This is a genomic window from Saccharopolyspora oryzae, from assembly GCF_027853915.1.
Taxonomy (GTDB): Bacteria; Actinomycetota; Actinomycetes; order Mycobacteriales; family Pseudonocardiaceae; genus Saccharopolyspora; species Saccharopolyspora oryzae.
The window spans coordinates 20,962-39,363 of the sequence record NZ_JAQGLA010000014.1 but is presented as its reverse complement, the minus strand read 5'-3'; the positions used below and the strand labels follow the sequence as shown (position 1 = coordinate 39,363).

Here is an 18,402-nt window from a genome sequence, read left to right as displayed (position 1 = left end):
CATCGATGATGGACCATTGGCGTATTGGACGCATTAATTAGGGCTGCTTAATTTCGAGGGCGTGGACGAGGCACGCACCAACAAGATCCGGATCTCCCTGCTGCTCGGCGCGCTCGCGATGTTCGCCCTGCTTTACGCGCCGCAGCCGGTGCTGCCGCAGTTCGCCGACGCCTTCGCGCTGGCCCCCGGCACGGTTGCGCTGCTGATCTCGGCGGCGACGCTGGGACTCGCGGTGGCGGCCATCCCGCTCGGCGCGCTCGCCGAGGTGGTGGGACGTCGTCGCGTCATGATCGGGGCGCTGCTGGTGGCCGAGGTCCTCGGCCTGCTGCTGCCGTGGATCCCGATCTTCCCGGTGCTCGTGGCGATCCGCCTGGTCCAGGGCATCGCGATCGCCGGGCTGGCCGCGGTCGCGACCGCGTACCTGGCGGAGGAGACCGGCGGCAAGAACCTGGGCGCCACGATGGGCCTCTACGTCGCGGGTACCACCATCGGCGGCATGACCGGCCGGCTGCTCGGCGGTGTGGTCGGTGATTTCGCGGGCTGGCAGGGCGGCGTGCTCGCAGTGGCTCTGCTCGCTGCGGTCTGCACCACGCTGTTCGTCGTGCTGCTGCCCGCTGAGCGCAACCACGTCCGCAAGCCGCTGTCGCTCGGCCCGCTGCTCGGCGGTCTGCGCTCCGCGCTCCGCGACCCCGTGCTCTACGCGCCCTACCTGGTCGCAGCGCTGGGCATGGGTTCGTTCGTCACGGTCTACAACGTCCTCGGCTTCCGCCTCGCCGCGCCGCCGCTGCTGGTTCCTCCAGCGTTGGCCGCGCTCGCCTTCCTCGCCTACGCCGCGGGCACCGTGACATCGACGCTGGCCGGGAGGGCTGCGGACCGCTTCGGACGCACGCAGGTCCTGCTCACCGGACTCGCCGTGACAGCGCTGGGCCTGCTGCTGATGCTGGCCGACAGCCTGGGCGTCATCGTGATCGGACTGGTGGTGTTCACCGGCGGGTTCTTCGCCGCGCACTCGGTGGCCAGCGGCTGGGTCGGCGTCCAGGCCTCGCCGCAGGCCCGCGGCCAGGCATCAGCGCTGTACCAGCTGGCCTACTACGGCGGCAGCAGCGTCGGCGGCGTGGTCGGCGGCGCGGCCTACGGCTCCTGGGGCTGGTCGGGCATGACGGCGCTGATCTGCTGCTGGCTCGCGGTCGCAGCCGTCGCGGTGGGGATCGCCGGGATCAGGTGGCGTCGGAGTCGTACGGCGGGCGCTCGCCGGGCTCCAGCGGGCGCTGCTGCGGCTTCGGCTGGGTCGGCGGCTGGGTCTGGCCGTTCCCGTTCCCGTTCGAGTTGAGGTCGAGCGGGTTCTCCCCGTCGAAGAGGTGCTTGGTCACCGCGCTGCGCGGGTTGAAGTTGCGGATGCCGCGCAGGTCCTCCAGGGGCTTGCGCAGATCGTCGAACTCCGGGCCCAGCTCGGAGCGGATCTGATCCCGCGCCCCGGTCGCGTACTCCTTGACCTGGCGGACGGTTTTGCCGAGCCACGCCGCGCCCTGCGGCAAGCGCTCGGGCCCCAGCACGAACAACCCGACCACGATGAGCACGAGGAGCTCGGGCCAGCCGACGCTATCGAACACCTCTCGACTACCTCCGGGTCCTCGCTGCTGCGGACCAGCACCGCGCTAGCTGCCAACGCCCCCAGAGTACCGACCGGGGGATCCCGGTTGGAGGGGGAAGTGGCCGAACATGCCGCCTTCCGGCGCAGGTGCACCCGTGTTCACTTCAGCGTCACGTCCAGGACCAGTTCGCGGCCCTGCCGCACCACGGCGACCGGGATCCGCTCGCCGACCTGGAACCGGTCCACGGCCACGACCAGCTCGTCCGCGCTGCCGACCTTGCGCTCGCCGACCCGGATGATCACATCGCCCTCGGCGATCCCGGCGTCGGCCGCCGAGCTGCCGTCCTGCACGTTCTGCACCTGGGCGCCGTCGGAGAGCCCGTCGCTGGCCGACTTGGCGTTCACCCCGAGGTCGGCGTGCTGGATGTGACCGGTGCGGATCAGCTCCTGGGCGATCCTTCGCGCGTCGTCGATCGGGATCGCGAAGCCCAGACCGATCGAACCGCCCTCACCGCCGGAGCCGAGGGTGCGGATGGCGCTGTTGATGCCGACCACCGCGCCGTTGCCGTCCACCAGCGCACCACCGGAGTTGCCGGGGTTGATCGCGGCGTCGGTCTGGATCGCGTCGATCACCGCGTTGGTGTCGGTGCCCTCGCCGGCCAGCCGCATCGGGCGGTGCACCGAGCTGACGATGCCGGTGGTCACCGTGCCCGCCAGGCCCAGCGGGGAGCCGATGGCGATCACGTCGTCGCCGACCGCGAGGCTGTCGGAGTTGCCGAGCTGGGCCACGGTCGGGTTCGACACCTCGACCTTGACCACCGCGAGGTCGGTCTTGACGTCGCGCCCGACGATCCGGGCCGGGGCCCGCGTGCCGTCGTGGAAGACCGCGGAGACCTGCGCGTTCGGGGTGTCGGCGGCCATCGAGACCACGTGGTTGTTGGTCAGCACGTAGCCGTTGCCGTCGATGACCACGCCGGAACCGCTGCCGCCCTGCGCACCGACGCGCACCTCGATCGAGACCACGGCCGGCACCACGCGCTTGGCGACGTCGGCCACGGTGCCCTTCGGGCGTTCCTTGGCGGGTTCCACCTCGGCCAGCGTCACGGACGGGTTGAGCAGCGGGTTCCCCTCTTCGGCGGTGATCCGCCCGAGGAACCCGCCGGCGAGGCCGACGAGCAGTGCGACGACGCCGAGGATCACCAGCGCGCGGGGCTGCACCCGGCGGCCGAACAGGACTTCGCGGGCGCTGAGCAGCGGACCCGTCTCGGTCTTCTCGGACTCCTCGTCCTGGTCAGCGGAGGCAGCGGGCGGACCGAGCATCGCGCCCGCGGCCGGGTTGCGCCACGGGTCCTGCTCGTCGGTGCTCCACAGCACGGGGTCTTCGGCGGGCTCGGGCGTCACCGGCTCCTCGCCGGGAGCTCGCTGGAGCTGCTCGTCGCTGTCCTTCGGACGGCCGAACGCGGTGGCCAGCGGGGCCGCAGGGGGAGCGGTGTGCTCGATGCCGCGCACCGGCAGGTCGCGCCGGTTCGGGTCGAAGCTCCCGGTCACGCCCCGGGGGCGGCGGAACGACGAGCTCTGCGAGGGATCGACCGGGGGGCGGTGCAGCGGCTTGGGGGCCAGACGCGGAGGTTCAGCACCGTTCGCGGTGGTGTGCTGCGGAGCGGGGCTGGACGCGGGCACGCCGCGCGTGGTGCTGGCTGCGCCCTGCCACGGGTGCACCGGCTCAGCGGGCCGCCCGTTGGGATCTGGCTGGCCTGCGCGGGGATCGTCCTGACGTCCCTGATCGGTGTCCGGGCCCTGCGCGGGCGTTCCTGGCTGGTCGGTCATCGCTCCCCGGGCATGCGGTCGAACTCGTCCCCTCGAGTGGATCACACGGGTGCGTTTCCCGTGCCACCGGCACCTGAACCCGTTGCCGGTGCGCCCATTCTGCCGGGAGAGCGGTGAAGTTCGTGTTGGAGCGGTGAAATCTCCCGCGGAGCTCAGCGCTGGGAGAGGTCGCCCGCGGTGGTCGTCGGGGCCGGTTCCCCGGAGGAGGAAGGCGCGACCGTGGCCACCATCGGTGCTGGTGGCTCGCTGCTGGTCGTTTCGGGTGGCAGGGACTCCTGGGCGGAGGCCGGCACCACGGCGAACTCCTCGCCCGGTTGCGGACCCGGGATGCCCGGAACCCGGTGGCCGTCCTCGTCGGCGGGCAGGTTCATCAGCGCGAGCGCGCCGAGCACCAGGCCGGAGAACACCACGCCGGCGCCTTGCTTCGTGCGCCGACCCATTCGGCGAGCCGGTTCGGGCTCGCCGGAGTCACCGGCAAAAGGGCGCGAGCTGCCCAGCGGTTGCTGCCCGCCGCCCAGCGGGGTGGTCGAGCCCAGGATCGCGCCGGTGCCGAACCGGTTCGCGCGATCGGGTCTGGACACCGCGACCAGCTGACCGTCCTCGGTCAGCGCGAGCCCGTCGGGCTGGCTCGGGAGTTCGGCGTGCCCGGGGATGGCCTGCAGCGCCTGCAGGAGCTTCGGCGAGATCGACGGCGTCCCGGCGGCCTTCACCGCAGCCCGCGCTTGCCGCTGGGCAGCGGCGTCCGCGGTGCACGCGGGGCACCGGGCCAGGTGGGCGGCGGCGCGATCGTTGGCGTTCGGGCTCAGTTCCCCGTCCACGAACGCAACGATCGCGTCGAGCGCGAGGTGCTGCTCGGGCAGACCCCACCCACGCAAAACCGTCATCCGTCAAACCTCCCGGGCGTGCTCGCGACGAGATTCCAAGGTGGCTTTCAACATCTGGCGACCGCGGTGGATCCTGCTGCGCACGGTGCCCAGCTTGACGCCCAAGGTCGTCCCGATCTCCTCGTAGGAGAGGCCCTCGACGTCGCACAGCACCACTGCGGCCCGGAACTCCGGGGGCAGCTCGTCCAGCGCCGACTGCAGGTCGGGGTCGAGGTGGGTGTCGGAGAACACCTGCTCCGGGCTCGGGCCGCCGCCGGGAAGCCGGTCGGTGTCCTCGGGCAGGCCTTCCATCCGCAGGCGGGACCTGCGGCGGGCCATGTCCAGGAACAGGTTCGTGGTGATCCGGTGCAGCCAGCCCTCGAACGTGCCGGGCTTGTACGACGCGAGCGAGCGGAACACCCGGATGAAGGTCTCCTGGGTGAGGTCCTCGGCGTCGTGCTGGTTGCCGGTCAGGCGGTACGCGAGCCGGTACACCCGGTCAGCGTGCTGCCTGACGACGTCGTCCCACGACGGCGGGGTCCAGGCGACCTCCTCAGCGGGGGAGACCGTGCTCGGCTGAACGTTCGTGCTCGGGTGAACAGCGGTGCTCGGTTGAACACTGGGGGCCACACTCATCGGCTGAGTTGCCATTGGGCGAAAAGCCACCTCCTGCGTTTGCATCTACCAGAACGAGTGAGCGGGACCGGTTGTTCCCGGCTCCCTCGGAGGGGAGACGCCGATGGGTCTAGATCGTGACGCCATCACTCTCGTATGCGCTGGTGAGGTGGTCTTAATAAGCGCCTGAGAACAAGCTGAGAACCTGGCGTGACCTACGTCATCCGAGTCGCTCGCCGGAAACGGCCGACTAACGATGTGGGCCGCGCGGGTCACGGATGAGCACAACATCGATAACCTTTCGCGTTGTGATTCCGGAGACGCCGCTCGGTGCCGGGCCGACAGGCCACGAGCAGACGCCGCTGAGCACGCCCGACCGCCTGCAGGGGGCGTCGGTCGGTGCTTCGCCGCTGCACGTGCTGCGGTTCCTGGCGGCGACTTTGCGGGCGAAGGCGGTCGTTGAGGTCGGCACCGGCTCCGGCGAGAGCGCCCTCTGGCTGCTCCGCGGCATGGTGCCCGACGGCCTGCTGACCTCGATCGACGCGGACGCCTCGGTGCAGCGCGTGGCCCGCGCGACGCTGCGCGAAGCGGGCGTTCCGGCCGGTCGCACCCGGTTGATCGCCGGTCGGGCGATCGAGCTGATGCCCCGCCTGACCGCCGGCGGCTACGACCTGATCTCGGTGAACATCGCGACCACGGACTACCCGCAGTACCTGGAGCTGGGCCTGCGCCTGCTGCGCCCGGGCGGCGTGATCGTGTTCGCCGGGATCCAGCTGGCGGGGCCGGACCCGGCCAGCGCGATGGCCCAGGCCGTCCGCGCGCTGGTCCGCGAGGTCCAGTCCGACGACGGACTGGTCCCGGTGACCCTGGCGACGGGCCCCGGTCTCCTCGCCGTCACCAAGCGCGCCTGAGAACCGACGACCGCACAAGCTCGTGAGCACTTTGGGGCGTGATAGCACCCCAAAGTGCTCACGAGCGATGACCTGCGGAAATGGTCCGATCAGGCGGGGGAGACGGACAGCAGCTTGCCCGCCAGGCCGCGGGAGCGGGTGGACAGGCGCTTGGCGATGTCGTTGAGCACCGCCGCGGCCGGGGAGTCCGGGTCCTCCAGGACCAGCGGGGTGCCGTTGTCGCCGGCCTCGCGCAGCCGCGGGTCGAGCGGGACCTGGCCGAGCAGCGGGACGTCGGTGCCGATCGAGCGGCTCAGCGAGTCCGCCACCAGCTGGCCGCCGCCGGAGCCGAAGACCTCCATGCGCTGGCCGTCCGGCAGCTCCATCCACGACATGTTCTCGACCACGCCTGCCACCCGCTGGCGGGTCTGCATGGCGATCGCCCCGGCGCGCTCGGCGACCTCGGCCGCGGCCTGCTGCGGGGTGGTGACCACCAGGATCTCGGCGTTCGGGATGAGCTGGGCGGTGGACAGCGCCACGTCGCCGGTGCCGGGCGGCAGGTCCAGCAGCAGCACGTCGAGGTCGCCCCAGAACACGTCGGCGAGGAACTGCTGGAGCGCGCGGTGCAGCATCGGGCCGCGCCAGACCACCGGGGTGTTGCCCGGGGTGAACATGCCGATCGAGATGACCTTCACGCCGTGCGACTGCGGCGGCATGATCATCTTCTCAACCTGGGTGGGCTTGCCGCCCGCACCCAGCATCCGCGGCACCGAGTGGCCGTAGATGTCGGCGTCGACCACGCCCACGGACAGCCCGCGCTTGGCCATCGCGGCGGCGAGGTTCACCGTCACGCTGGACTTGCCGACGCCGCCCTTGCCCGAGGCCACGCAGTACACCCTGGTCATCGAGCCCGGCTCGGCGAACGGGATGCGCGGTTCGGCGGCGTCGCCGCGCAGCATCTTGCGCAGCTCGGTGCGCTGCTCGTCGCTCATCACGTCGAGCTCGACCTGGACCGAGCTGACGCCCTCGACGGCGGAGACCGCGTCGGTGACCCGCCGGGTGATGGTCTCCCGCATCGGGCAGCCCTTGACCGTCAGGTAGACCTCGACCCCGACGGCGCCGTCGTCGCCGACGGACACGCTCTTCACCATGCCGAGGTCGGTGATCGGCCGCCGGATCTCGGGGTCCTCGACCTGGCTGAGGGCCTTGCGGACGGCGTCCTCGGTGGGCGCGGACTGCGTACTGCTCACGGTTACCTCGGCATGCTGTTGGGAACTTCGCGCGGAGCCCAAGACTCTCACACGGCCCCTTCTGGGCGATTCCAATGCTACGGATCGGTAGCCCGCCCGGAACAGGGGCGATGCCGATCGCGGCGGTGCTACGCGCGGTGACGGCCGGGGGCGCTGCGCAGTCAGGCGAACGCGGACCGTAATATCAATCTCCGTGCCAGAGACGGCTCTCGACCGATTACCGACTCGAAGCGAACTGCTGGCGTACCGCAGTTTCCTCCGCGCGCACGCCAGGGTCACTCGCTGCCTGGAAGGCGACCTGATCGCCGAACAACGACTCACGCTGGCCGCCTACGACGTGCTCGAAGCACTGGTCGAGGCGCCCGAGCGCCGATTGCGGATGACCGAGCTGGCCGACGTGGTGCTGCTGTCGCGCTCCGGTGTCACCCGACTGGTGGACCGCCTCGAACGGCTCGGTCTGGTGCAGCGGGTCCGGGTGGATTCCGACGGCCGCGGAGTGCAGGCGGTGATCACCGAACGTGGCGAGAACCGGCTGCGGACGGCGGTCGCGACGCACCGCAACGGCGTCGCGCGGTACTTCCTGTCGGTGACCGCCGACGAGCTGGAGGCGCTGATGCGCACCTGCGAGCGGCTGGCCGACGGGGGTGTGCCGTCGCCGCCCGGGCAGCGTGCGCAAGCATGAGGGCGTGCCAGAAGCGAAGTCCTCAGCGCCCGATCTGATCCGCGCGGTCGGCCTGGTCCGGTTCGTCGACCGCAAGTTGTTGCTGGTCCGCGCCGGTTACCAGGACGCGTTCTACCTGCCCGGCGGCAAGATCGACCCGGGCGAGACCGAGGTGCAGGCCCTGCACCGGGAGATCCGCGAGGAGCTGGGCGTCGAGCTGTCGGGCGCGGACTTCTACCGCCGCTACGTCACCGACGCGGTCGGCCAGGGCGAGGGCGTGCAGGTGTCGTTGAGCTGCTACTCCGGCGGTCTCGACGGCGAGCCGGAACCGGCGGCGGAGATCGCCGAGCTCGCCTGGATGACCCGCGAGGAGTACCTGGCCCGCCCGGTCACGGCCCCGGCGATCGTCGCCCTCTACGCAGACCTCGACCCGGCCTGACTCCCGTCCGGCGCACGGTTGTTTCAGCCTCGGCTGAACGCAGTTTCAATTGAAACTGCAGATCCCACCCACGGCGGATCGCAGTTTCAATTGAAACTGTGGTCACTCCGGGGTCCGGGTGCGGCGCTTCTCGGCTTCGCTCTGCAGGCCGGGGAGCTCTTCGCGGAGGCGGTCCAGCTCGCCGCGCAGGTAGTCGCGGGTGGCGACCTCGCCGATCGCCAGGCGCAGCGCCGCCAGCTCGCGGGCCAGGAAGTCGGTGTCGGCCTTGGTCTGCTCCGCGCGCGCCCGGTCCTCCTCGAGCGAGATCCGGTCGCGGTCGTCCTGGCGGTTCTGCGCCAGCAGGATCAGCGGCGCGGCGTAGGACGCCTGGGTGGAGAAGGCCAGGTTGAGCAGGATGAACGGGTACGGATCCCACTGCAGGCCGACCGCGAAGAGGTTCAGGCCGATCCAGGCGATCACGAAGACGGTCATCCAGAAGATGAACGTGCCGGTGCCCAGGAACCGGGCGATGCGCTCGGAGAACCGGCCGAACATCTCCCGGTCGAAGGTCACCGACAGGTGGCTCGGCGGCCGGGGCTGGTCGAGTCGGCGGTGGGTCAGCAGCTCGGGCATCAGCGTGCCTCCCGGTTCGTCTGGTGGTCGGGTTCGGTCTCGGGCAGTCCGCTCTCCCGCCAGCCCTCCGGCAGCAGGTGGTCGAGCACGTCGTCGACGGTGACCGCGCCGATGAGGTGCTCCTCGTCGTCGAGCACCGGGCCGCAGACCAGGTTGTAGGCGGCGAAGTAGCGGGTCACCTCGGTCAGCGGGGTCTGCGGGGACAGGGAGGTCAGGTCGGCGTCCAGCGCTCCGGCGACCAATGTGGACGGTGGTTCGCGGAGCAGCCGCTGGATGTGCACGCAGCCCAGGTAGCGGCCGGTCGGGGTGGCCGACGGCGGGCGGCACACGAACACCAGGCTGGCCAGCGCCACCGGCAGGTCGGGGTTGCGCACCAGGGCCAGGGCTTCGGCGATGGTCGCGTCCGGTCCGACCACGATCGGTTCCGTCGTCATCAGGCCGCCCGCGGTGTCGGAGGAGTACTCCAGGAGCCGTTTGACCGGGGCGGACTCCTCCGGGGCCATCAGGCCGAGCAGCCGTTCCTTGTCCACTTCGGACAGTTCGGCGAGCAGGTCGGCGGCGTCGTCGGGGTTCATCGCCTCCAGCACGTCGGCGGCGCGCTCGTCGTCGAGCCGGTGCAGCAGGTCCTTCTGGTCGTCCTCGGGCAGTTCCTCCACGACGTCGGCGAGCCGCTCGTCGTCCAGCGCCTCGGCGATCTCGTAGCGGCGCTTGGACGGCAGGTCGTGCAGGGTGCTCGCGACGTCGACGGCGCGCATCGTGTCGAACATGGCCAGCAGCTGGTGGACGCCCTGCGGGCGGCCGGTGACCTCGGCGAACTCCAGGCCGGTCACCTGGTCCCAGTCCAGCACGCGGGTCTGGCCGCGGCGGCCGAGCCGTCCGGTGCGCTCGCGGACGGCGAGCTTGATCAGCTGCCAGTCGCGGGTGCGGGTCTGCTCCATCGCGACGTCGACGAGCACGGCCGGCGTGCCCTCGGGGTCGATGGAGACCCGCGCGTCGAGGAGCTGGCCCAGCACCAGCAGCTCGTTGGGGCGCTGGTGGAACTGCCGCAGGTTCACCGATCCGGTCGCCAGCGTCACCGCGTTGGGTTCGATCCGGGTGACCCGCAGCATCGGCACGAAGATGCGGCGGCGGGTGGGCAGCTCGACGACCACGCCGAGGACGCGCGGCGGCCGTCGCCCGATGCTGAGCCCGGCGACCACGTCGCGCACCCGGCCGATCGGCTCGCCGTCCGGCCCGAACACCGGGAGACCGGTCATCCGAGCAGCGAAAACCCTGGTCGCGGCTACCACGTGATCAGGTTATGCACTCCGCGGTCACCCCGCTGTGCGGGCGAGCCGGGTGACCCGCAGCACGTCCTGCCCCGGCCCGCGGCGTGGTACACAACCAGCAGTCTCGTCGTTGAGGAGGACAAGGTGGACGGTCGACGTGCCCGGCGCAGCTGCCTGGCGGTGCCCGGTTCCAGTGCGAAGATGATCGACAAGGCGCGCGGTCTGGCCGTCGACCAGTTCTTCCTGGACCTCGAGGACGCGGTGGCCCCGCTGGCCAAGGCCGAGGCGCGGGACCGGATCGTCGGCGCGCTCAACGAGGGCGGCTGGGACGGCAAGATCCGCTCGGTGCGGGTCAACGCGCTGGACACCGAGTGGACCTACCGCGACGTGGTGACCGTCGTGGAGGGCGCGGGCGCCGAGCTCGACACGATCGTCCTGCCGAAGGTGAGCACCCCCGACCACGTGCGGTGGCTGGACCTGACGCTGACCCAGATCGAGCGGGCGACCGGCCTGGAGGTCGGGCGGATCGGCATCGAGCCGCAGATCGAGGACGCCGCCGGTCTGGTCGCCATCGACGCGATCGCGGCGGCCTCGCCCCGGGTGGCGGCGCTGGTGTACGGGCCCGCGGACTTCATGGCCTCGATCAACATGCGTTCCCTGGTGGTCGGCCACCAGCCGCCGGGCTACGACGTGGGCGACGCCTACCACTACACGCTGATGCGGATCCTGATCGCGGCCCGCGCGGCCGGGGTGCAGGCGATCGACGGTCCGTACCTGCAGATCAAGGACGTCGACGGGTTGCGGCAGGTCGGCGGGCGCACGGCGGCGCTGGGCTTCGACGGCAAGTGGGTCCTGCACCCGGCGCAGGTGGACGCGGTGAACGAGCTGTTCTCCCCGCGCCAGGAGGACTACGACCACGCCGAGAACATCCTCGACGCCTACGAGTGGCACACCTCGGCGGCCGGCGGAGCCCGCGGAGCGGCGATGCTCGGCGACGAGATGATCGACGAGGCGTCCCGGAAGATGGCTCTCGTCATCGCGGGCAAGGGCCGAGCGGCCGGCATGACCCGAACGAACCCCTGGACACCCCCGACCGACTGACCCGGGCTCCGGGCTGGCGCAAGTTCAATGGAAATCAGACGCCCGATTCCATTGAATTCGCGGATCTGTCCCACGGGCGGGGGAACTCATCGGACGCACTTCGGTGTGTCCGGCGCCGACATGCCGAGGGGGCGCAGTTTCAATTGAAACTGCGCCCCCTCGGGATTGGTCCGGTGGGTTGAGGTTGTGGGGCATTGGGGGCCGGAAACGTCGTTGGGGGACACCGGACGGCGTTCGCGCGGTAGGTTTTCGGGTGATCCGCAGGTGTCGATGGAGAGGGCGGATTCCGAGGTGTCCACCGGGGCTGGAGCGGAGAACGAGCAGGAACTGCGCTTGGCGCTGGCGATGCGCGGTGGCGCGAGCATGGCGGTGTGGATCGGTGGCGCGGTCGCCGAGATCAACCGCCTGCGCACCGCGCTGCTCGACGTCGAGGATCCCGCCGGGGCGCACCCGTGGGCGGCGCTGGCGGAGTTGTCCGGATACGACTCGGTCGCCGTCGACGTGCTCGCCGGGGCGTCGGCCGGTGGGCTGAACGCCACGCTGCTGGCCACCACCCTCGTCTACGGCATGCCGTTCGACCGGATGCGCGAGGTCTGGGTGCGGCTGGGCGACGTGGAGGCGATGTCCCGGCCGGTGCCGAGGTTCTGGCAGCACAGCCCGCCGTCGCTGCTGGAGGGCGACGCCTACTTCCGCGCCGAGCTGGTCAAGGTCATCACCGGCAGTGTCCCGGCCCAGGCGGAGGCGCCGGGCAACCGCGCCGACCTGCTGCTCACCGCGACCCTGCTGGACCCGGTCGTGGAGCAGCGCCTCGACTCCCGCTCCGGTTCGATGCTGCAGGAGCGGCGCGCCGCGAGGTTCGAGTTCCGGCACCGCGGCCGCGCGGGCGATCCGCTGTCGGACTTCGGTGCGGGCGAGCAGTTCGGCGACACGGTGCTGCGGCTGGCCCACGCGGCCCGCGCCACCTCGTCGTTCCCGTTCGCCTTCGAGCCCGCCCAGGTGCACTCGTCGCTGGGCCGGCCGCCGGTGGGCGAGCCGAACATGGTCGGGCTGTTCTCCGAGACCACGGCCGATTCCGGTCCCGCGCCGTTCCGCGTGATCGACGGCGGCGTGCTGGACAACATCCCGGTGTCCGCGGCGATCCGCGCGATCACCGAAGCGCCCGCGGACCGCCCGACGCAGCGGTGGCTGCTGTACCTGAACCCGGACCCCATCGCTTCGCGGGAGCAGCGCCGCGAGCCGGGGCGCGCGGTCCCGGTCAGCCTGACCGCGCTGCGCGCCCGCATGACGCAGGAATCGCTGCTCGGCGACCTCGACGCGCTCGAGGAGCACAACCGCGTCGTGGAGCGAACGGCGTTGCGCCGCAAGGCGTTGTTCGCGCAGCTGCACGCCACGCCGGACGAAGAACGGCTCGACGCGCTGGAGCGCCAGGTCACCGCCGTCGCGCCCGACCACGCCGTGGTGCGCTCGGAGCTCGACGCGCAGGCGGTGTACCGGCTGCTCACCGAGCCCGCGGGCAGCGAGGACGGGAAGCTGCTGCCGCCGGTGGTCGGCGATCCGCTCGCGGACTGGTCCGCGACGGCCCGGACCCAGCTCGAGCAGCGGCTGTCCGATGGGCTCGGCCGGGAGGCGACGACGCGGGTCTTCGACGACGCGCGCAGCCTGATCACCGCGGTTCAGGAATGCCTCGGCTGGGCGTGGGACATCGAGCGCTGGTCGCCGGAGAGCCGGGAGATCGGGCGCTGCAAGTCGGTGCTCTACCGGCTGCGCACGTTCGCCGAAGTGCTGGAAGGCCACGCGGACCGGTACTGGATCAACGGCGCGAAGCTGGAGCCGATCGTCGAGACCGCGGAGCTCGACGAGTGGGTGCAGCGGGTGCTCCGGCGCCGGGTCCGGTTGCAGCACGCGCTGCCCACGCCGATCGCGCCGCTGCTCGGCGAGGTGCTGGGTGCGGTGGAGGAAGGTGCGGACTTCCAGCGGGTGCTCGCCGAGTTCGCCGCCGAGCTCCGGTCCATCGTGGAGTCTTCGGGCGCGGACGCGGTTCCGGAGGCCACCGGGGTGGATGCGGTGGCCGAAGCCCGCAAGCTGCTGCACCGCGTCGCCGACCGGCTGGCCGCCTTGGCCCCGCCGCGCGCGCAGTGCGACGAGCCCGCGCAGATCGGCTACTCGCTGCTGGAGCGCAGCGACCAGCGGCCCGAGGTGCTCCAGCAGCTGGTGGTCCTGACCGCGCCGCTGGACGTCGGCCGGGTGCCGGGCTCGCGGATCAACCTGCTGCGCGTGGTCAGCGACGAGCAGAGCCCGCTGCCGTTCTCGGCGCTGCGGCGCGGGGAGAACTCCCCGCTGCGCATCGAGGACAAGATCCGCGGCCTGGACATCGGCAACTTCGGCGCGTTCCTGTCCGCCAAGTGGCGGGCCAACGACTGGATGTGGGGGCGGATGGACGCCGCCGCAGCGCTGGTCGGGCTGCTCGCCGACCCGGCGCGGTTGGTGCAGCGGCACGGCGGTTCCGAGGCGCTGGGCGATGCGCTGCAGGCGATCGTCAGCCGCCCGACGAAGGCCGAGCTCGGCAGCCTCGACGAGGACCAGGCCAAGCAGTGGCGGGGTTTCCTGGCCGAGGTCTGGGCCCGGCACGCGGGCGACGTGCGCGCCGAGCTGGACGCGATGTTCGCCCGTCCCGACGACGAGCACCCGCTGACCGAGACCCGCAACCTGCTCACCGAACGTCTGCAGTGGACGATCGCGGCGGAGGAGGTCCCGTACGTGGCGACGGTGGCCTCGGGGGCGGACCAGCGCGGCGGCGGCGAGCCGTCGACGCCCACCCCGGAGCAGCTGTCGAACGAGGTCGAGCACTACGCCGTCGGCCGCCAGCGCTTCGCGGACCTGGGGGAGCGGCGGGCGCTGTCGCTGGCCACCCGCTTCGGCCTGCTCGGTTACCGCGCCGCCCGCCCGTCGCGCGGCGGCGTGCTGCCGTGGCTCGGCCGTCGGGCGATGACGCTGATCAAACCGCTGGCGATGCTGGTCGTCTACGCCATCGCCGCCCCTCGCCGGGCGGCGCTGCTCGGTCTGCTGGCGGCCACTGCCGTGGCGTTCACCGGCATCGGCCAGACGAGCATGCAGACCGCATCGGGTTCGGACGACCTCCCGCAGTTCACCGCCAGCGCGGTGTCGGTCCAGCAGAGCTACTGCCTGTCCGAGTGCCCGCTGCAGGCGGCGGACTTCGGCTGGTTCGCCTTCGAGCCGCCGCGGGGCGACTGGTGGGTCTTGGCGGACTTCTCGGGCACCTCCTTCGGCCCCGGCGTGCTGTTCGCGATGCTGCTGGTGGCGGTGTTCGCGGTGTGGGCGGGCAGCAGGATCGTGGCCCACTTCGGCCGCGGACTGGCCCGCTGGATCCCCGCCCTGGTCCTCGCGGCGGTGCTGCTGGCCGCGGAGTTCTGGTTGTTCACCACCGGTTTCCGCCTCGGCCCGCTCGGCCTGGTGCTGGTCGCGGTGCTGCTGACCTGGCCCGCGACGATCGCCTACCGGACCGGCGCCCGCATCGGAGCCGTCGCGCTGACGGCGCTGGTGTTCGGCGGTGTGCTGTGGCTGTCCGAGCCGAACGCCTGGAGCGGCGGGGGCTGGATCCTGCTGGCCACGGCGCTCACGGCCTACGCGCACATGGTCCTGCTGGGCGTGGTCGACGTCCTCACCCCGCGCCCGCGAGGACGGACGAGCTAGCGGGATCCCCGGACCGGCGGGACCGGATCCTCGTGCGGATCGGCCTCGGTGATCGGGGCACCCGTTCCGGCGACGCCGGCCAGCTGCGGCGGGGTCAGGCACGACATCCGGTTCGCCGCTGCGGCGCCCCACGCGTCGAGCTCCGCCTTCGGCAGCTCCCGGGTGGAGGCGACGACCACGACGTTGCCGGCGCGGTGGCGCAGCAGGACGCCGGGCTCGGCGAGGACCAGGACGTGCGGGAACACCTCGCGGACCGAGGCGAAGGCGCGCAGCGCGAACTCCAGTGCACCGCCGTCCCAGATGTTCGCCGCGAACAGCCCGCCGGGACGCAGCACCCGCGAGATCTCGGTCAGGAACTCGACGGTGGCCAGCTCGGTGGCCACGCTCCCCGCGCGGAACACGTCGAGCACCACGAGATCGCTGCTGCCGTCCGGCGCGTCCTGGATACCCGCTCGCCCGTCCTGCACGCGCACGTCCAGCCCCGGCACCTCGTCCAGCGCGAGGTGCTCGCGCACGAGCTCGACCAGCGGTTCGTCGAGCTCGAACGCGGTCTGCTCGGATCCGGGCCGCGTCGCGGCGACGTAGCGGGGCAGCGTGCACCCGGCACCGCCGAGGTAGGTCGCCGACACGGCAGCGCCGGCGGGCCAGTGCCGGTCGATCGCCTGCGCGATCCAGGCGATGTAGGGCAGCTTCAGGTAGGTCGGATCGGCGAGGTCGACGAAGGACTGGGTGACGCCGTCGACGGCCACGGTCCACCCGCGGGACCGGTGCGGATCGGGGATCAGCTCGGCCTCGCCGAACCAGACCGACCGCTCGATGCAGACCCGCTCCCGGGGCGTCGGTCCGTAAACCGCAGGCTTGCGCTCAACTCGGGTTGAGCCGACATGCTACGGCCGATCCCGCCGCCCGCTCGGAGGCGGCGGACGTCCGGAGCGGAGGCCGGAATGGTGTTCGGCAGGCGATGCCCGTCCCGCGCTCGGTCGGATCGCGGCAGCACCGCGACGATCGAGCAGAACTCCTCGCCCGCGCAACGCAAACCCGCCGTCGTGCTCGGGCTCGCGTGCGCGGGATCGTTCGTCGTGATCCTCGACGCCACCATCGTGTCCGTCGCGCTGCCCGCGATCCGCGCCGAACTGGGGTTCACCGACGCGACGCTGCCGTGGGTGGTCAACGCCTACACCCTCACCTTCGCGGGATTCCTGCTGCTCGGGGGACGGCTCTCGGACGTGTTCGGCCAGCGCTGGATGTACCTGTTCGGCATGGGGCTGTTCACCTTGGCCCGGACGGCGGGCGGCTTGGTGACCTCGGCCGAGCTGCTGCTCGCCGCGCGGGCCGTGCAAGGCGCCGGTGGGGCGCTGCTGATGCCGGTGACGCTGTCGCTGCTGATCACGACGTTCACCGAGCCCGCGCAGCGCGCGCGAATGCTGGGTACCTGGAGCGCGGTGGGCGCGGTCGGAGCGGCGTCCGGGCCGGTGATCGGCGGCGTGCTGACGCAGTGGGCGGGCTGGCGGTGGGTGTTCTTCGTCAGCGTGCCGGTCGGGGTGCTGGCGATCGCGGTCGCCTGGACCGCGTTGCCGCCGCGAACGGGCGGTGCGGTGCGACCGCGGTTGGACGTGCTCGGTGCTGTGCTGGTCACGGCAGGTCTGGGCGGCATCGTCTACGCGGTGATGCACTCGTCCGAGGCCACTTGGGCGGACGCGTCGGTCTGGTCACCGCTGCTGGCCGGGATCGCGGTGCTGGGCGTCTTCCTGGTGCACCAGGCCAGGTGGTCGCGGGAGCCGCTGGTTCCGCTGGGCATCTTCCGGCTGCGATCGGTCAGCAGCGGCAACGTCGTGATGTTGTTGCTGGGACTGGGTTTTCTCGCCACCTCGGTCCAGCTGTCGTTGTACCTGCAGGACGTGCTCGGCTACTCGCCGCTGCGCGCCGGGCTCGGTTACCTGCCGATCGGAGTGGCGATGTTCGTCGGTGCGCAGATCGCCGGATCGCTGTCGGTGCGGCTGGGCGTGCGCCGCGCGGCGGTGCTGTGCTGCCTGATCGGCGCAGCGGGCCTCGCCGGGGTGGCGCTGCTCGCCGGCGCGAACTCCTCGTACGGGACCTCGGTGATGTTGCCGGGCATGGTCTTGGGGTTCGGCACGGCTGCCGCGTTCACCCCGATCACGGTCGGCGCGACCAGCGGAGTTCCGGCGCACCAGAGCGGATTGGCCGCGGGATTGCTGAACACGGTCCGCCAGACCAGCGGTGCGATCGGACTCGCCGCGGTGAGCGCGCTCTCCGCCGCGGTGACGGCGTCGTGGCAGGCCGCGCACCCCGGGGACGACGTCAACGCGTTGGCGCACGGCTACACCGCTGCGTTCGCCGCATCGGCGGTCTGCGTCGCGGTCGCCGGCGCAGTCGCGGCGGTGGCGATGCCAGGTCAGCGAACCGCGGGGATCTCGGTCTCGGCGCGGAAACCCGGGCACCGCTCGGGATCTTCGGGGGATCGGCAGCCGAGCAGGCGGACCAGGTAGGACCGCGCACCGGCCAGTTCGGCCTGCTGCTGTTCGATCTCGCCGATCCGGGCGACGACCTCTTCGCGCCAGTCCGGCACGCCGGACAGCATGAGGGCGATCTGCTCCAGGCTGAAGAGCCCGCTGGTGCGCCATTCCTTGATCAGGGCGATGCGGTAGAGCTGATCGGTGTCGTACCAGCGCTGCCCGCCGCGCCGGTGCGGCGTGATCAGCCCGCGCCGTTCCCAGTAGTGCAACGTCGAGACGGCCAGCTCGAAGTGGTCGGCGACGGCGCGGATGGGGGTCGCAGCGGTCACGGATCCATTCGACCGCAAGCCGATAAATTAGGCAACCCTAAGTCGAATGTCGCGGGGCTGGGGATGCGTGCTGGGTCGTGGACCGACATGATCTCCGGGAAACCCTCGCAGGGTAGCCTGATGGGGGAAGGGACATTGCGGTGGAATCGGGCTCGTCCGCCGCCGCTGGTTCCGGCCTTGGCAGCACTTTTCACGGAGGTGTCAGCGGTGTCCAACCCATTCACCGGCGCCAGCCGGCAGACGCCGGGCACACCGAACCTGCCCACGCCGCCGACCGGTTGGCCGATCGGCTCCTACAGCACTTACGAAGAGGCGCAGCGCGCCGTCGACCACCTCGCGGACAGCGATTTCCCCGTGCAGGAGGTGACCATCGTCGGCGTCGACCTGATGCTCGTCGAGCGGGTCACCGGACGGCTGACCTGGGGCCGGGTGCTGGGCGGCGGTGCCGCTTCCGGCGCGTGGTTCGGCCTGTTCGTGGGTCTGATCATGGGCATGTTCACCCCGCAGGGCAGCTGGATCGGCCCGGTGCTGGCCGGCCTCGGCGCGGGTGTGCTGTTCGGTCTGGTCTTCGCCGCGGTCGGCTACGCCTCCACGCGCGGTCGCCGCGACTTCTCCTCGGCGAGCCAGCTGGTCGCGGGCCGCTACGACGTCCTGGCCCAGCCCCGCCACGCGGAGCAGGGCCGCGACCTGCTCGCGAAGCTGGCGATGAAACCACCACCCTCGCAGTGAGGGTTTTCCATCCTCGTCCTGCGCGGCGGTGCCGGTCGTGCC

The 18,402-nt window shown here is 71.6% G+C and carries 17 protein-coding genes; 8 read left to right on the top strand and 9 right to left on the bottom strand.

Annotated elements, in window-relative coordinates:
• The first annotated feature begins 61 nt into the window (after nt 1-61).
• Nucleotides 62-1,330, top strand: coding sequence for an MFS transporter (locus OU415_RS12410; protein WP_270948828.1), 1,269 nt, complete (start codon nt 62-64; stop codon nt 1,328-1,330).
• On the opposite strand, the gene tatB is transcribed toward OU415_RS12410, so the two are convergent.
• The 4 genes from tatB to sigE all read right to left on the bottom strand — a co-directional run bounded on the left by tatB (nt 1,218) and on the right by sigE (nt 4,917).
• Nucleotides 1,218-1,610, bottom strand: a complete 393-nt coding sequence (gene tatB / locus OU415_RS12405) for a Sec-independent protein translocase protein TatB (protein ID WP_270948827.1) — start codon at nt 1,608-1,610, stop codon at nt 1,218-1,220. The two genes, OU415_RS12410 and tatB, sit on opposite strands and share 113 nt — an antisense overlap.
• A gap of 140 nt (nt 1,611-1,750) precedes the next feature.
• Nucleotides 1,751-3,418 (bottom strand): trypsin-like peptidase domain-containing protein, encoded by a 1,668-nt coding sequence (locus tag OU415_RS12400; protein WP_270948826.1) that lies wholly within the window; start codon nt 3,416-3,418, stop codon nt 1,751-1,753.
• A gap of 152 nt (nt 3,419-3,570) precedes the next feature.
• Nucleotides 3,571-4,302: a zf-HC2 domain-containing protein gene (locus OU415_RS12395; protein WP_270948825.1), complete on the bottom strand. Its 732-nt coding sequence runs from the start codon at nt 4,300-4,302 to the stop codon at nt 3,571-3,573.
• 3 nt (nt 4,303-4,305) lie between these two features.
• The gene (gene sigE / locus OU415_RS12390; protein WP_270948824.1) at nt 4,306-4,917 is read right to left on the bottom strand and encodes an RNA polymerase sigma factor SigE; all 612 of its coding nucleotides are present in this window, start codon (nt 4,915-4,917) and stop codon (nt 4,306-4,308) included.
• 287 nt (nt 4,918-5,204) lie between these two features.
• Between sigE and OU415_RS12385 the strand changes: the two genes are divergently transcribed.
• On the top strand, nt 5,205-5,807 hold the full coding sequence (locus OU415_RS12385) for an O-methyltransferase (RefSeq protein WP_270948823.1): 603 nt from the start codon (nt 5,205-5,207) through the stop codon (nt 5,805-5,807).
• 89 nt (nt 5,808-5,896) lie between these two features.
• Here the strand turns inward: OU415_RS12385 and OU415_RS12380 are convergent, their stop codons facing one another.
• Nucleotides 5,897-7,036: an Mrp/NBP35 family ATP-binding protein gene (locus tag OU415_RS12380; RefSeq protein ID WP_270948822.1), complete on the bottom strand. Its 1,140-nt coding sequence runs from the start codon at nt 7,034-7,036 to the stop codon at nt 5,897-5,899.
• A gap of 193 nt (nt 7,037-7,229) precedes the next feature.
• Here OU415_RS12380 and OU415_RS12375 point away from each other — a divergent pair, with 193 nt between their 5' ends.
• Both OU415_RS12375 and OU415_RS12370 read left to right on the top strand, forming a co-directional pair.
• Nucleotides 7,230-7,718 (top strand): MarR family winged helix-turn-helix transcriptional regulator, encoded by a 489-nt coding sequence (locus OU415_RS12375; RefSeq protein ID WP_270948821.1) that lies wholly within the window; start codon nt 7,230-7,232, stop codon nt 7,716-7,718.
• A gap of 4 nt (nt 7,719-7,722) precedes the next feature.
• Nucleotides 7,723-8,136, top strand: a complete 414-nt coding sequence (locus OU415_RS12370) for an NUDIX hydrolase (RefSeq protein ID WP_270948820.1) — start codon at nt 7,723-7,725, stop codon at nt 8,134-8,136.
• Between the two features lie 102 nt (nt 8,137-8,238).
• On the opposite strand, the gene OU415_RS12365 is transcribed toward OU415_RS12370, so the two are convergent.
• A complete protein-coding gene (locus tag OU415_RS12365) occupies nt 8,239-8,748 on the bottom strand; it encodes a DUF1003 domain-containing protein (RefSeq protein WP_270948819.1) in 510 nt (169 codons plus the stop codon).
• Complete coding sequence (locus tag OU415_RS12360; RefSeq protein ID WP_270948818.1) at nt 8,748-10,037, bottom strand: magnesium transporter MgtE N-terminal domain-containing protein; 1,290 nt, start codon at nt 10,035-10,037, stop codon at nt 8,748-8,750. Before OU415_RS12360 ends, OU415_RS12365 begins: the two co-directional genes overlap by 1 nt.
• A 123-nt stretch (nt 10,038-10,160) precedes the next feature.
• Between OU415_RS12360 and OU415_RS12355 the strand changes: the two genes are divergently transcribed.
• Nucleotides 10,161-11,117 carry an HpcH/HpaI aldolase/citrate lyase family protein gene (locus tag OU415_RS12355; protein WP_270948817.1) on the top strand — a complete coding sequence of 319 codons (957 nt, stop codon included), beginning with the start codon at nt 10,161-10,163 and terminating at the stop codon, nt 11,115-11,117.
• A 270-nt stretch (nt 11,118-11,387) separates the two neighbouring features.
• The gene (locus OU415_RS12350; protein ID WP_270948816.1) at nt 11,388-14,828 is read left to right on the top strand and encodes a patatin-like protein; all 3,441 of its coding nucleotides are present in this window, start codon (nt 11,388-11,390) and stop codon (nt 14,826-14,828) included.
• Here the strand turns inward: OU415_RS12350 and OU415_RS12345 are convergent.
• On the bottom strand, nt 14,825-15,577 hold the full coding sequence (locus tag OU415_RS12345) for a spermidine synthase (RefSeq protein WP_270948815.1): 753 nt from the start codon (nt 15,575-15,577) through the stop codon (nt 14,825-14,827). The two genes, OU415_RS12350 and OU415_RS12345, sit on opposite strands and share 4 nt — an antisense overlap.
• A 195-nt stretch (nt 15,578-15,772) precedes the next feature.
• Between OU415_RS12345 and OU415_RS12340 the strand changes: the two genes are divergently transcribed.
• Nucleotides 15,773-17,335 (top strand): DHA2 family efflux MFS transporter permease subunit, encoded by a 1,563-nt coding sequence (locus OU415_RS12340; RefSeq protein WP_270948814.1) that lies wholly within the window; start codon nt 15,773-15,775, stop codon nt 17,333-17,335.
• Here the strand turns inward: OU415_RS12340 and OU415_RS12335 are convergent.
• Nucleotides 17,242-17,631 carry a helix-turn-helix domain-containing protein gene (locus OU415_RS12335; protein ID WP_270948813.1) on the bottom strand — a complete coding sequence of 130 codons (390 nt, stop codon included), beginning with the start codon at nt 17,629-17,631 and terminating at the stop codon, nt 17,242-17,244. The genes OU415_RS12340 and OU415_RS12335 overlap by 94 nt on opposite strands.
• Before the next feature lie 207 nt (nt 17,632-17,838).
• On the opposite strand from OU415_RS12335, the gene OU415_RS12330 reads away from it, so the two are divergent.
• Nucleotides 17,839-18,360: a general stress protein gene (locus tag OU415_RS12330; RefSeq protein ID WP_270948812.1), complete on the top strand. Its 522-nt coding sequence runs from the start codon at nt 17,839-17,841 to the stop codon at nt 18,358-18,360.
• Nucleotides 18,361-18,402 lie beyond the last annotated feature (42 nt).